Genomic DNA, 13,734 nt, shown 5'->3' with positions numbered 1-13,734 from the left:
TTTCAATCAATCAAAGATTATTTGAAATTCATATTTTTGATATCCTCGTCAAGTTTTTTGAGTTTATCAGAAGGATCAATCGCTGTTGGGTAGTTGTGAGATGTGATAACCTCTGGCTCAGGAATCTCGTCTGCGTTTTGGCGTAGAGCGATTGTGATACCGTATGGAGCTAGGGCATTAACAAGTGCTGCTTGACCCTCTCTTGCGATAGTTTGGCATTGGCCTACGATTCTGCTTGCTTCTTGTGGAGCGTGGAATCCGTAGCTGTTCTCGCTAAATCCGAAGTCCCAGCGGATGTGAGCTTTTCTGTGGTAAGCTAGAACATCTTTTAGCGCCTCGCTGATAGCTGCTTTTTGAGCGTCAGCATCTAGACCTGAGAATTGCTCGTGTTTAGCTAGCTCTTCGCGTGCTGTAACGACATCTTGGATAAATGCCATTAGGTTGTTTTCGCATTTTCTAAGCTCGAACGCATAGCGATTTTGGATAAATGAAATTCTATCTTTTAGCTCTTGCTCGCTTTGCATGTGGCAAGTTTTGCAAGCACCAGTGATGTCGGCATAAGGTGTTTGGATAGTGTGATTTGTGATTTTCTTAGCACCTTCGCGTTTGTATGGCATGTGGCAATCGACGCATGTTACACCACTTCTAGCGTGGATACTTGTAGAGTATAGCTCTGCTTCTGGGTGTTGCATTTTTACGATTGGAGCGTCAGTTAGTTTGTGTTTGTAGTCGAATTTGAACTGACCATTTGCAGCTTTCTCATCGTAGTATTCATCGAAATTCTCGATTTTGAAAGGCTCATCTTTTTTCCATTTAGCCCATGGGAAAACTAGTGTAGAGTTCATGCCTGGATAGTATTCGACATGGCATTGCATACAAACATAGTTTCTCATCTCGACTCTTGTGCCTTTGATACCTGATTTAGGATCTGCTTCATAACCGCGCTCAACCATTGCATTTACAAATCCTGGGCGAGTTACGCGCAAACTCATATCATCTGGGTGGTGGCAGTCTGCACAGGCTGAACCTAGTTGAGCGCCGCCGTGAGGATCTTCACCGTGTTTTTTAGTGATCATTTTAACAACATCGAAGTATGGGATAGAGTTCATTTTTGTCCATGCTTCTTTTTTGAATACGCCATTTTCTTTGTCATTGTCGAAATAACCCATTGGTTGGTTAAATGACTCTGGGCGAGTAGCTGGATCGTGTAATTCTTTGTAATCAGGATCGCTCATTATAGCCATGATATGACCGCTGTGACAGTTCATACAATATCCTGGTTGGCCGTTAAATTTAGGCAATCCGTGAGAATTTAGATACTCTTTGTTGTTGCGTTTTGTCTCCATTTGATCTATTTGTGAATAGTAGTGAAGTCTTGGGCGATTGTAATCTACCGCAAATGCATAGCCCTTCCAAAACACGCTAGCAGCTGGGAAGCGGCGAAGTTTTGAGTATGGTAATGAACCAGCCCAATCAGTCTCGAAATTTATGTCTTTCATTTTCAAAGTCATATCAAGATGGCTTGGGAAATTTTTACCCCACTCTTGGATATTTGGAACAGTGTCGTCGTTCTTGGTAAGCATTAGTGGATATTCTCTATCCTCATTTTTTTTACTGTTAATGTCAGCGAAAAGCGCTAGAACGCCAGCACCTGCAAGTGCCGCGATGACAAAAACGGTAGCAAAAAGTTTTTTCATTATGGTACTCCTATTTAAATTTTAATAATTATGGGCGTGTCCGGCTTGTCTATGACAAGATACGCAACTAAGGGCTTCGTTTTGGACATCTGAGCCACCTGCTTGTTTAGCGTGAATCGCTGGTTCAGCATACTCTTTATGGCACTCAATGCAGTTTTGTTGCACGATTGCTTTGCTCTTAGGGCTAGCTGAAAAAGCTACCGGGTTGTCCTTGAAAGTAAAAGCATAGCCATGGTGAAGACCGCTTTCTGCTTTCATTAGCCATTTGCCGACAAAGTCGTGTGGCAAGTGGCAATCACCACAAGTAGCGACATGCTGGTGACCACCTTTTTCCCAGCTCTCATAGACTTGGTTCATGACATGGCATTTTTTACAGGCGATTGGATCTTTGCTAAGATGCACTAGGCCGTCTGCATAGACAAATGTAAAAACACCGAAGCCAAACACTAAGCCTATCAAGGCTGAAAGAATGAGGCCGGCTACAGAAAAAGGCTTTTTCTGTGATGATTTGTTAGTAATCAAAGCACTCCTTTCATTTAAAATTTGTTAAGTTGGTATTTTAGCACGATTTAGTAAAAATTTATTGATTTAAATCAATAAATTTGCTTAAAATGTTACATAATTATAATTTATTACAAATTTTGTTTTATTTGGAATTTTAGTAGGAATTTAAAGATAAATTTTTGCAAATTTATCTTTAAATTTTGAGTTTATTCTTCGTCGCTTTCTAACTGCTCGAAGTCCATTTCTTCGATTTTATCGACCTTTGGTAGAACTAAATTTAAAACCACGCCCACGATTGCTCCAAGGCCAATTCCGCTAAATTTAGCAAAACCAAAATCCAGCACCAACCCGCCGATTGAAACGACCAAGATTAGCGAGATTATGACCATGTTTCGCGGATTTGACAGATCGACTTTGGCTTTGATGAGAGATTCCATGCCCACAGAAGCGATGATTCCAAAGAGCAAAATCATAATTCCGCCGATGACAGGCACCGGGATTGTGGCGATAAATGCGCCTAGTTTGCCCACAAATGCAAGTAAAATCGCAGTTATGGCTGTCCATGTCATAATGGCTGGGTTGAAGGCTTTGGTTAAGCGCACAGCGCCCGTAACTTCGCTATAAGTGGTGTTTGGCGGACCACCAAAACACGCAGCTGCCGTGGTCGCTAAACCATCGCCCAAAAGTGTGCTTTTAAGTCCTGGGTTTTTTAAGAAATTTTCCTTTGTTACATTGCTAATGGTTAAAATATCGCCGATATGCTCGATTGTAGGGGCTATGGCGATTGGAAGCATGTATAAAATCGCGTTTAGATTAAAGCTTGGTGCGCTGAAATTTGGCACGGAAAACCACTTTGCGTTGCTAATGGGCGAGAAATCCACGATCCCAAAGCATAGCGAGGCGATGTATCCTACAAAAATACCAGATAAAATCGGTATTAGCCTGATGATACCCTTGCCAAACATTATTGCGATTATCGTGGCGATTAGCGAGATAAAAGCGATGATAAGCGCAGTGGTTTGCGGGATTGCGTCGATATCCTTTGCCATAGCCATATTCACAGCTGTCGGGCTTAGGATTAGGCCGATTGCGATGATGACAGGACCCACGACGACTGGGGGCAAGAGCTTGTGTATGAAGCCATCGCCCTTGTATCTAACCACAAAGCTAAGTGCGACATAGAGCAAACCTGCCGCCATTAATCCGCCCATTGTCGCACTCACACCCCATTGAGATACACTGAAAGTTATCGGCGTGATAAATGCAAACGAACTAGCCAAAAATATCGGCACGACCTGCTTTCTCGTGCAAAGCTGAAACACAAGCGTTCCGATACCAGCTGTAAATAGCGCGACATTAGTATCAAGTCCTGTCAAAATCGGCACAAGAACTAGCGCGCCAAATGCTACGAATAAAAATTGCACGCCTAAAAGCGAATCTTTTAGCCTAAAATTGTAGCCTTCATACCTCTCTGCCATTTTCCCTCCTTAAATCATCTAAAAATCATCAAAATTCCGATTACGCACATTAAAATCGCGCAAAAAATCTCTAAATATCGCAAATGTGTTTTAAGCAAATTTTTTAAAATCGTTCCGCCAAGCGAATACACGCTAAGTGCGATAATCTCGCTTAGACACATTACGCCGATTAAGCCGAAGTTGTAATAACCCAAAATTTGGTTAGCATTGATAAATTTAGGATAAATCGCGGCGAAAAATATCCATGCTTTGGGATTTGTCGTAGCGATAACAAAGCCTTGCGCGAATAAATTTTTCTCTATTTTTTGCTCTTTTTCTTCGAATTTTCCGTTGCTTCTAAAAAGCGAAATTCCAAGATATAAAATGTAAATTCCGCCCAAAACCTTGATTACAAAAAGTGCGCTTGGGTGCGTTATCAAAAGCCCAGCAATGCCTAAAATGCAAGCAAGTGAAACGAGCGCAATGCCGATAGTTTGGGCTATGAGCGCAGGAAGCGAGCGTGCGTATCCATGCGACATGCCTAAATTTAGCGCATAAATCATATTAATGCCCGGCATTAGCGAAATCGGAAACATTGTAAGAAAAAATAAAATCATAAATTTCTATCCAAAAATTCCATACACAAAGACGACCGCTATGATTAGTGGTAGCACGAAGCGCACATACACTAGCCAAATTTTGGCTAAACCTGCGCCTTGTTTTCCGCCGTTCGTGAGCTCATACGCGGCGTCATCGCCTAGCACCCAGCCCACATAAAGGCTACACATCAAGGCTGTTAGGACAAAGAAAATATTTGCGCTCACGAAGTCAAACGCATCAAATATCGAGCGAGATAGAATTTGCACATCGCCCAAGATATTGCTTGAAAGTATGCAAGGGATATTTCCTAGCACAAAAATGGCTAAAAGCACGATATTTGTGGATTTTATGGTGGTGAGGTTGAATTTTTCCTCGACATAATTTATCAAAACCTGATAAATCGTAAGCGATGTGGTAAGTGCTGCGATGAGCAGTATCGACAAAAACACGACGCCGATTAGATTGCCAAATGGTATATACGAAAACGCGATAGGTAGGGATTCGAACACTAGCCTCGTGCCCTTTGTAGGCTCTAAACCCACAGAAAAGAGCGCAGGGAAAATCATAAATCCCGCAAGTACCGCAATTATCGTGTTTATCACGGCTGTGAGTGTGGCGGTTTGGATTAAATTTTCTTCCTTGTCCAAAAAGCTAGAAAGGGTAATCATAACGCCAAATCCCAAAGATAGGGCGAAAAATACCTGTCCTAGCACATCGATTAGAAGCTTTGGCGTGATTTTGGCAAAATCAATGCTAAGGTAAAATCCCACACCAGCTGTCGCGCTAGGCAGGGTCAAATTCGTAACAATAACCGCGATAAAGCACAAAAAAAGTGCCGGCATGAGAAATTTGACAAATTTTTCGATTCCATCTATTATGCCCTTTTTTAGGATATACCAGTTAATCGCTACGAAAATAAATGTGTAAATTCCAACCCAAAGCGGGTTGTTTTCGATATTTGCGTTGTAGAAATTTTCCGTAAATTTTGGGTCTGTTATCGGGGCAGAGAGATTGAAATTTCCATTGATTATGTTGATAATGTATGTTAGAACCCAGCCGCCAAGCACCATATAATAAGCTAAAATTCCAAACGCGCCAATTAGCCCCATAATGCCTACGATTTTCCATTTTTGCGAGATTTTCTCGCCATTAAGTTTTGGCACACCAAAGGCATCGACTGAATTTCTTAGTGCCCTGCGTCCGATGACATTTTCGACCAAAATCATTGGAATTCCAAGCGCAATCATCGCTACGCAAAATACAAAAACATACGCCCCACCGCCGTTTTCGCCGACTAAATACGGGAAACGCCAGGTGCAGCCAAAGCCGATTGTTGCGCCTGCGACGGTTAGGATATAGGTGAGTTTGTTACTCCAAGTTTGACGCTCCATTAGAACTCTTCTTTTTTAAGTTTTGCTAAAAAGTCCTCGATATCGTATTTGGCGCGGTATGTATCACTCATAAGATGCACGATTATATCGCCTAAATCGACCACGCTCCAATCATCGCCTTCTTCAATCGCCAAAAACTCCTCGCCAGCTGGTTTGAGAGTGGTTTTCATCTCTTCAATCAGCGAGTATGCGTGACGACCAGTAAAGGTCGTGGCGATGACTACAAATTTGGCTATGTATTCTTTCTCGCTCATGTCGATGATTTGGGGATTTTCTGCCTTTTTTTCGCTTAGGATATGAGCGATTTTTTCGGCTCTTTGTCTTACTTCTTGCATTTTTTTCCTTTGTAAAAATTTATCACTTCATCTTTGATTTGCGCTGGAATTTCGCCCTTTAAGCTGGCGCGAAAAGATGAAGATGAGATTTTAACATTAATATCAATTTTTGGCAAATTCGCCCATTTTGTGGGGATACTAGCGCCCTCTCTGGTGGCGATCACGAAGCAAACCAAATCTCGCAACTGCTCGAAATTTTGCCATTTTTCAAGTTCGGCGAGATTGTCTGCGCCGATGATGAGGTAAATTTGGCTGGGGTTAAATTTTTGCTTTAAAAATTTCACGCTTTCAATAGTCGCAACCTTGCGGTTTTGCGAGATTTCGTAATCGCTAATAAGGATATTTTCGCGCTCACCCCAAAGGCTTTGACACCATTTTAGGCGTAGGCTCGGAGGGGCTGTGAATTCGGACTTAAACGGATTTATAAAAGTCGGCATAATCACTAGCAAATCGGCTAAATTTGCGCTTAGGGCCTCTTTAACTATCGCGTCGTGTCCGGCATGAGGCGGATCGAAACTCCCGCCAAAAAGTGCGATTTTCACTATTATCCTTAAAATTTTGCCTTAAAATTTTGGCGCGATTATAGCGTTTTGTGCTTTATAAAGGGGTTAAATTTTAATAAATTTGATTTGAAATTCAATAGGTGGTGTCCCTGGCGAGATTCGAACTCACGGCCTCAAAATTAGGAATTTTGCGCTCTATCCAGCTGAGCTACAAGGACAAAATCGGTGAAATTAATCACCGATTATGTTCATAACATCATCTAGCTTGCGTTGTAAATCTGAATAATCGATTGGCTTAGTCATAAAGTCATACGCGCCTTTATTTAAAGCCTCTCTTTTTGCAGTTTCATCTGTGGTCAAAACTATTACAGGAATATGTGCGATATGCTCCCTAGAATGCAAGTTATCTAAAAATTCTAAGCCGTTCATTACAGGCATAACAATGTCAAGTAGGACTAAATCCACTGGCTCTGCCTCTAATACAGCCAATCCGTCCAAGCCGTTTTTGGCTTGGAGGATTGTGGTAAATTTACCATATTTTTTTATCATAACTTCTAATAGTTTCAAATTTATAAGGTCATCATCAATCATCAAAACTTTTAATTCTTTCATCAACTATCCCTTATATATATTTTTGCGCAAGTTTTTCTAGGCCAGATTTAGTGATATTGTAAGTAACAACTTCGCTAAATGCAGGGTTCTCATCGTTGTCGTTAGAGAACAATACTAGATTTGTATTTGGCGCTTTTTGGTGTAGATTTTCTAGGGCAGCGAAATCGATACCAGCTAGTTTTTTATCTATCAATACCAATTTGTAGCTATCGTTAGTTGCCATAGTAATTAGTTGCTCAAAATTTGCAGCCATATCAACATCTTTGTATTGGTGTTTCAAAATGCTTGCGAAAATTTTGCTTTCCATGACATTTGCTTTACAAATCAAGACATCTTTTGCTTTCACAGCTTGTGCTACTGGCTCATTAACGATAGTTTTCTTAGGAACTTGTTTCATTATCGTTTTAGGCACTTTCACGGTTTTTAGAATAGTTTTTGGAACTTGGCGTTTTACAAGTTTTTTGACTATTTGTTTGACTGTGCCACCAGCAGGAGCCGCGTCAGAGCGTTTGTCGCCGATAAAGTCATTAAGCATATTGGCCAAAATGTCTTTTTTGATCGGTTTTGTACAATACTCATCTAAACCAGCTGCCATAAATTTCTCTCTATCGCCTTTTAGCGCGTTAGCTGTAACGGCTACGATTGGGATATGGCGTAGGTTGTTATCTGCTTCGTATTGTTTGATTTGTTTTGTTGCTTCGATACCGTCCATTACAGGCATTGAAATATCCATAAAAATCAAATCATACTCTTCGCCTGATTTTCTAGCTTCTAGTGCTAACAAGCCGTTTTCTACGATTGTTAAATCCATTTCGAAGCTGTTTAATGTGTGCTTCATAAGTTTTTGGTTAATTTCATTATCCTCTGCGATTAGAATTTTAGCAGCGTATTTGCGATTAACCATAGGAACATTGTCGTCGTTTGGATTGTGCTCAGCAGGAACTTCGACTTCTTCTTCGACTTCAACTTCCTCTTCAACCATAATTGTCTCTTCTTGTTGAACTTCCTCGTAGATTGTAACAGGAACTTCGATGATTTCTTCGATTACTCTTTGTGTAGTAGCTACTGCGGCAGGAGCGACTGTTTCTACCACTGGCTCAACTACTTTTTCTACGACTGGCTCAACTACTTGCTCTACTACTGGTTCTATAACCGCAGCAACTGGCTCGACTACTGGCTCAGGCTCTACGACCGGTTCTACCACAGGAGCGCTAACTTCTACGCTTGGAGCTTCTACTTTGATCTCAGGAGTTTGAATTGCTACTTCTGGCTCGCTGATTTGAGCTTCAATATCTGAAATTTCAATCTCTTGGCTTTCTGGTTCTACAACTGGTGCCACAACTGGTTCTTCGATTGTAATCTCAGGGATTTCTACCTCGACATTTGGTGTTTCAGGGATATCAAGAGTGATATCAGAAACATCGGTTGTAATCTCTGGGATTTCAGGCTCGATGCTTACGCTAGGTTCTACAACTGGCTCTGAGATTGCAGGCTCTGGTGTAGATACGAAGCTTGCTTCGCTAGCTGTGCCTCTGTGTCTGTTTTGTAAAATAGCACGCAATTCATCTGCTGATGAGCTAGATGGTTTTGGCTCTTCTATTTTCGGTTCTTCTATTTTTGGCTCTTCTACGGCTAGTGGAGCTTCTTCCATAATCATCTCTTCTGCAACTATCGGAGTTTCTACGACAGGGCTTTCCTCGACGATTGGCGATTCATCAAGAGTGATATCTGGGATAATTGGTGATTCATCAGCGATAGCAGATAGGCTAGGCTCTTCTACTACTGGCGCTGCCGCTGCTGCCGCTGCTGCTGGTCTAGCTTTTAATGAACCAGATTTTAGAATTTTATCTATTGTTTTGCCTAGTTTTGATAAGTTCACTGGCTCAGATAGAGTGAAAATTCTAGGGTTTGTAATGCTAATACTTTGTAACTCTTTTGGTTTTAGAGTTAGGATTGTAGGTAAAATCGTAGTATTGCTTACATCGCCATAGTTTTTAAATCTAGTAATCAACGCGTCAAAAGAGTTGTTGTTTTGTGCAGAGCGAAGTTGTGCGCTTGAATTAAAGACTGAAATTTTTGCACCTAGATTATTTACATATCTCTTAACGACATCGCTATACATTACATCGTTAGGATCTGCTAGAAGTGCGAAATTTAAGCCGCTGATGTGAGCAAACATTTCTTCTGCGTCTGATTTTTGAGTCTCTTTAAGTGGTAGAGTGAAGAAGAATTTCGTTCCTTTACCAACTGTTGATTTAACTTGTAACTTACCACCCATCATCGCAACATATTTAGATGAAATGGTTAGACCAAGACCGGTTCCGCCGTATTTTCTAGTGATTGTAGAATCAGCTTGCGAGAAGGCGTTAAATACATTTGCTAGTTTATCCTCAGAGATACCGATACCTGTATCTTCGACGCTAAATGTTACGATAGCTTCGCCAGGGTTTTTCTCTTCTTCTCTGACGATATTAACAGCAATGCTACCTTGCTCTGGTGTAAATTTAACGGCATTTGACATAAGGTTGATAAGAACTTCTTTAATCTTAGTAATATCGCCGTATAGGTGATGAACCAATGTAGGGTCAATGTAAAGCAAGATATCGATGTTTTTCTCAGCAGCTTTTGCAGCGTAGATCTCAACAGCACTTTCGAAATCTTGAATTGGGTTGAATAAAATATCCTCAATCTCAACTTTATTGCTTTCGATTTTAGAAACATCAAGAATGTTATTAATAATGGTTAGAAGGTTTTCAGATGATTTTTCGATTGTATCGACATAATCGCGTTTTTCTTCGTCCAAATCTGTGTTTTTGAGCAACTCTGTAAATCCGATAATACCATTAAGCGGAGTTCTAATCTCGTGTGACATATTCGCAAGGAAGATAGATTTCGCTTTGTTGGCATCCTCGGCTTCTGCTTTTTGCAAGGCAATGAAGTCGATCGCGTCCTCGATAAGCGAGTAGGCTTTGTCGATACCGTCAGCTGTGTTGATATCGAATTGCTCGTTGTTGTTAGAAAGCTCACCAACTCTACCAAGAACCCTTCCAAGGTCGTTGATGTTTCTGTTAATGCGTCTAACGACGGCGATTGAGAAACCAACTAGAATAAGTGATAGCAAGAACGCAGCAGCAGCGAAAATCAATGTTTGAAGTTGTTGCGCTGAGTGAGTATCAACACGCTCTTGTAGTGCGTTAGAAGCCATTTTAACAGCTTCATCTAGCATTGCGTATTTTTTAGATTGGATACTAAACCACTCGTTAAATGGAATATCATACTCGCCAGTTGCTAATTGAGTTTCAATCGTTCTCATTGCATTTTGTGCATTTTCGGCGATTTGCTCATTTTCAGGTTTAGCGAAATACTCTTCTAGCTCGTTTTTAATACCGATATCTTCACCAGTAGCAGCATAGTGAGTAGCGATGACTAGGTCAGGCATTTCTGATTGCCATGCGTGCTCTTTCCAGTGATCAATCTCTTCCCTAGGAAGTGGGCTACCTGAGATGATGTATTCGATACTAACATCGCGAACCGCAGCTGTTCCAGAGATCGTGTCATACATGTTTGCAAGAGTAAGCGATAGAGTACCAACATCGGCTGAATACAAGTTTTCGTTGATAGTATCACGGAAGGCAGTCAATTGCTCGTCAAACTTATCATAATACTCCTCGAATAACTCAACGAACACTTTGTCACGATTATCAATGCTCTTTCTAATCTCAGGAAGTCTGCCAATCAAATTTGTAATTTGATCAATCGCAGCAGATTGTGCCTCTGAGTGCTCGATGAAAAGTTGGTGAAGAGCATTGTCTTGTTCGTGTGTTTGAGCGTGATAGTCAAGGAAATCTTGCCATGCTTTATCAGTTTTGGCGCGTTGTGTTTTAAGAACAGAGCCAAGACCGACATTGTTACCGCTACCTAGATACGCCGCTGTGATACCACGCTCTTTGGCAAACTCCTCGTAGAAGTCATACAAAGCAGCTGAGATATCGACTTTATGCTTGAGGTTTTCGTTGATTTTATACAACCTCGCAGCATCATACAAATACCAAGACGCAACGACAAAAATGATTAAAAGTGGAACCCACGCAACCATTTTAAGAGCGCTAGAAGTATTTAGTCTCATAAAACATCCTTCGTATTTTGCAAAATGCAAAAAAGTGAAATTTCAACCTCAAAATAAGCTTTACAAAGAAAAATGAAAACTGTATTTCAAAGATTTAATCTGGGATTTTACTCTAAAAATCTTTAAAGGTAGCTTTGTTTGCCTATTTTATGGGCGGAATTTGAACAATTTTTCAGCAAAATTTTGTCCGATTAAGCTTTTTATTTCATCAAAATTTGCCAAATATATATTTTCGAAACTTCCGTAAAAATCCAAAAGTTTTTTGATTTTGCCTTGCGTAAGCCCCAAATTTAGGAGTTTTGAGCTATTTAAGTCATTTTTGCGTTTTGTTTTTTGATGAAATGAGATCGCAAATCTGTGCGCCTCGTCCCTTAATTTTTGGAAAAATTGTAATTTTTTATCGTTTGGTTGGAGTGCAAAAATTCCACTATTTGTGCAAATTTTATCCTTTGCAGATCCCTTGGCGCGGTGAGCTTTGGCGCCTAATTTTTCCTTTGAAATCGCGATTACATCGACATTTGCTCCCACGCTAGAAATAATCTCGCAAGCTAAATTTAACAAAACTTCGCCGCCATCAATCACCCACAAATCAGGCGCGCCAAGCTCGTCAAATTTAAGCGCACGCGAGGTGAGATATTCCTTCATTTGGTCGTAGTCGTTGTTTGAGCTTAGGTGTTTGTGGCGATAATTTTCTTTGAAAAACTCACCCTCTTTATAGCAGACCATTGCCCCTACTGGCGCACTTCCAAACATGTGTGAGTTATCAAAAATTTCGATATTTACAGGCAAATTTTGCAAGCCAAAATAATCTTTCAATTCCGCTAAAAATCCATAATCATGCGTTTTGAGATATTTTTTTATGTTTATTTGGCAGTTTTGGTAGGCGATTTCGCAAATTTTGCGTTTTTCGCCGATTTTTGGGACGATAATGCTAAAATTTCTGCCATGCCTGCTGGCTAAAATTTCGCTCACAAGCGCCTTATCGTCAAATTCAGCGTAGCAATAAATTTTAGAGCATGCCACGGGCGAACCCCCTGGAAATGCGCTTAAAATGAGCTGTTTGTAGCCGTTTTTTGCGTCGTCATCGTTTGCGTTTTTTAGGTGAGAAATGTGATAGTTCGAGGCTGAAATTTTGCCCTCTCTCACGCTAAAATGCACGGCACAAATCAAATTTGCCTCCCCAGCAATCGCAAATACTTCAAAATCATCTAGCCTTGCTAAATCCACCTCGACTTTGATATTCATTTGCTTTAAAATTTCGATTTTATCGCGCATGCTGGCAGCTTCTTCAAAATTTTCATTTTCGGCAAATTTAAGCATTAGCGAGCTTAGATACGGCACCATTTTTTGCGGATTTTTGAGCGAATTTAACGCCTCTTCAACTATTTTTTTATATTCGCCACTTGAAATTTTGCCCTCGCACGGGGCTTTGCAGCGACCAATCTGCGCAAATAGGCAGGCTTTTTTATCTTTGATACAGTTTTTTTTCTGCACGAGCGGAAATTTCATATAAAGCGTCTCTAAAATTTCCTTTGCGCCGTGAAAATACGGACCAAAATAGCGAATATTCGCCCCTTTTATCACCTTGCGCGTGATTTCAAAGCGCGGAAATTCGTCGTTTAAATTTATATAGATATAAGGGTATGTTTTATCGTCGCGCAAAAGGATATTATACTTGGGTTTAAGCTGTTTGATAAAGGAATTTTCCAAAATCAACGCGTCGCTCTCGCTTGGGGTGATGATGTATTCTAAATGCACAGCTTCGCTTATCATTTTTGCGATTCGAGCGCCAAGGCGCGGGCTTGGAGCGAGAGTGGGAGTGAAGCTAAAATAGCTTTTGACGCGGTTTTTTAGCACCTTTGCCTTGCCCACATAGAGCAATTTCCCGTCTGCGCCGAAATACTGATAAATGCCGGGATTAGCGGGTAGGGATTTGATTTCGTCGATTAGCAATGATAATCTCTCTTATTTCTTCAAAAATTTTATGAATTTTTTCATCTTTGATATTGTTTTTGAATTTGCCATGTGATTTCTCTACCGCGCGCACATCGCTACTACTTGCCTTTTTTTGGGCGAGTTCTTGCTTGCGTTTTTTACTCATTGTTTTGGTAGCAACGAAAATTTTCACATCCATATCAGGGTGAAATTCGCCAAATTTATGCACGCTGGCAAAGATTTTTAATATATCTTTTATCAGTTTTATACTACTATCTCGTTTTAGCTCTTGAAGTCCTGCTGGGTGCTTCACAGCTATCATCAAAATGTCATTTTTGGTGTAGATAAAGGCTATGATTTTTTGCCAGTTTTTGGGCAAAATTTTAATAAAACTCTCTCTGGCACGGAATTTGGCATATAAAGGACTATTTTTCACATGTGCAATGATTTGTTTAATACTTTTAGTTTCCATAAGTTGATTTTAGCATTTTTTATTTTAGGTTTGCTTAGTGGGTGCGGATACAAAGCCGATCCGTTTTATAGCACAGACTCAAATTCGAGCAAGGTAACCAAA

The 13,734-nt window shown here is 40.5% G+C and carries 11 protein-coding genes and 1 tRNA gene; all 12 read right to left on the bottom strand.

What is annotated here, in order from left to right; all coding sequences use genetic code 11:
- Positions 1-17: 17 nt before the first annotated feature.
- The 12 genes from OFO12_RS01455 to OFO12_RS01400 all read right to left on the bottom strand — a co-directional run bounded on the left by OFO12_RS01455 (position 18) and on the right by OFO12_RS01400 (position 13,632).
- Complete coding sequence (locus tag OFO12_RS01455) at positions 18-1,697, bottom strand: ammonia-forming cytochrome c nitrite reductase subunit c552 (protein ID WP_270869213.1); 1,680 nt, start codon at positions 1,695-1,697, stop codon at positions 18-20.
- 21 nt (positions 1,698-1,718) lie between these two features.
- Positions 1,719-2,156 carry a cytochrome c nitrite reductase small subunit gene (nrfH, locus tag OFO12_RS01450; RefSeq protein ID WP_270869212.1) on the bottom strand — a complete coding sequence of 146 codons (438 nt, stop codon included), beginning with the start codon at positions 2,154-2,156 and terminating at the stop codon, positions 1,719-1,721.
- A 251-nt stretch (positions 2,157-2,407) separates the two neighbouring features.
- Positions 2,408-3,679, bottom strand: a complete 1,272-nt coding sequence (locus OFO12_RS01445) for a uracil-xanthine permease family protein (RefSeq protein WP_270859677.1) — start codon at positions 3,677-3,679, stop codon at positions 2,408-2,410.
- Between the two features lie 14 nt (positions 3,680-3,693).
- Positions 3,694-4,275: a LysE family translocator gene (locus tag OFO12_RS01440; RefSeq protein ID WP_270869211.1), complete on the bottom strand. Its 582-nt coding sequence runs from the start codon at positions 4,273-4,275 to the stop codon at positions 3,694-3,696.
- A gap of 6 nt (positions 4,276-4,281) precedes the next feature.
- Positions 4,282-5,649, bottom strand: coding sequence for a sodium-dependent transporter (locus OFO12_RS01435; protein ID WP_270869210.1), 1,368 nt, complete (start codon positions 5,647-5,649; stop codon positions 4,282-4,284).
- On the bottom strand, positions 5,649-5,984 hold the full coding sequence (gene rsfS, locus OFO12_RS01430; RefSeq protein WP_270859674.1) for a ribosome silencing factor: 336 nt from the start codon (positions 5,982-5,984) through the stop codon (positions 5,649-5,651). Before rsfS ends, OFO12_RS01435 begins: the two co-directional genes overlap by 1 nt.
- On the bottom strand, positions 5,972-6,526 hold the full coding sequence (gene nadD / locus OFO12_RS01425) for a nicotinate (nicotinamide) nucleotide adenylyltransferase (RefSeq protein WP_270869209.1): 555 nt from the start codon (positions 6,524-6,526) through the stop codon (positions 5,972-5,974). The genes rsfS and nadD overlap by 13 nt, the downstream gene beginning before the upstream one ends.
- A 102-nt stretch (positions 6,527-6,628) precedes the next feature.
- Positions 6,629-6,705, bottom strand: a tRNA-Arg gene (locus OFO12_RS01420).
- Positions 6,706-6,718: 13 nt separating this feature from the next.
- The gene (locus OFO12_RS01415) at positions 6,719-7,099 is read right to left on the bottom strand and encodes a response regulator (protein WP_270859672.1); all 381 of its coding nucleotides are present in this window, start codon (positions 7,097-7,099) and stop codon (positions 6,719-6,721) included.
- Positions 7,100-7,109: 10 nt separating this feature from the next.
- Positions 7,110-11,225: an ATP-binding protein gene (locus OFO12_RS01410; RefSeq protein ID WP_270869208.1), complete on the bottom strand. Its 4,116-nt coding sequence runs from the start codon at positions 11,223-11,225 to the stop codon at positions 7,110-7,112.
- A gap of 147 nt (positions 11,226-11,372) precedes the next feature.
- Positions 11,373-13,178, bottom strand: coding sequence for an excinuclease ABC subunit UvrC (uvrC, locus tag OFO12_RS01405; RefSeq protein ID WP_270869207.1), 1,806 nt, complete (start codon positions 13,176-13,178; stop codon positions 11,373-11,375).
- Positions 13,144-13,632, bottom strand: a complete 489-nt coding sequence (locus OFO12_RS01400; protein ID WP_270869206.1) for a hypothetical protein — start codon at positions 13,630-13,632, stop codon at positions 13,144-13,146. Before OFO12_RS01400 ends, uvrC begins: the two co-directional genes overlap by 35 nt.
- Positions 13,633-13,734: the final 102 nt, after the last annotated feature.

This window comes from Campylobacter sp. JMF_04 NA10, from assembly GCF_027737655.1.
Lineage (GTDB): Bacteria > Campylobacterota > Campylobacteria > Campylobacterales > Campylobacteraceae > Campylobacter_B.
Note: the sequence above shows the minus strand (reverse complement) of the source record. Positions and strands in the feature narration are given on the sequence as shown.

What these genes read in the sequence shown, in the direction of transcription:
- OFO12_RS01440 (WP_270869211.1), bottom strand. Translation starts at nt 4,275, where the DNA reads ATGATTTTATTTTTTCTTACAATGTTTCCGATTTCGCTAATGCCGGGC.
- OFO12_RS01435 (WP_270869210.1), bottom strand. Translation starts at nt 5,649, where the DNA reads ATGGAGCGTCAAACTTGGAGTAACAAACTCACCTATATCCTAACCGTC.
- rsfS (WP_270859674.1), bottom strand. Translation starts at nt 5,984, where the DNA reads ATGCAAGAAGTAAGACAAAGAGCCGAAAAAATCGCTCATATCCTAAGC.
- OFO12_RS01410 (WP_270869208.1), bottom strand. Translation starts at nt 11,225, where the DNA reads ATGAGACTAAATACTTCTAGCGCTCTTAAAATGGTTGCGTGGGTTCCA.
- OFO12_RS01455 (WP_270869213.1), bottom strand. Translation starts at nt 1,697, where the DNA reads ATGAAAAAACTTTTTGCTACCGTTTTTGTCATCGCGGCACTTGCAGGT.
- OFO12_RS01415 (WP_270859672.1), bottom strand. Translation starts at nt 7,099, where the DNA reads ATGAAAGAATTAAAAGTTTTGATGATTGATGATGACCTTATAAATTTG.
- OFO12_RS01445 (WP_270859677.1), bottom strand. Translation starts at nt 3,679, where the DNA reads ATGGCAGAGAGGTATGAAGGCTACAATTTTAGGCTAAAAGATTCGCTT.
- OFO12_RS01400 (WP_270869206.1), bottom strand. Translation starts at nt 13,632, where the DNA reads ATGGAAACTAAAAGTATTAAACAAATCATTGCACATGTGAAAAATAGT.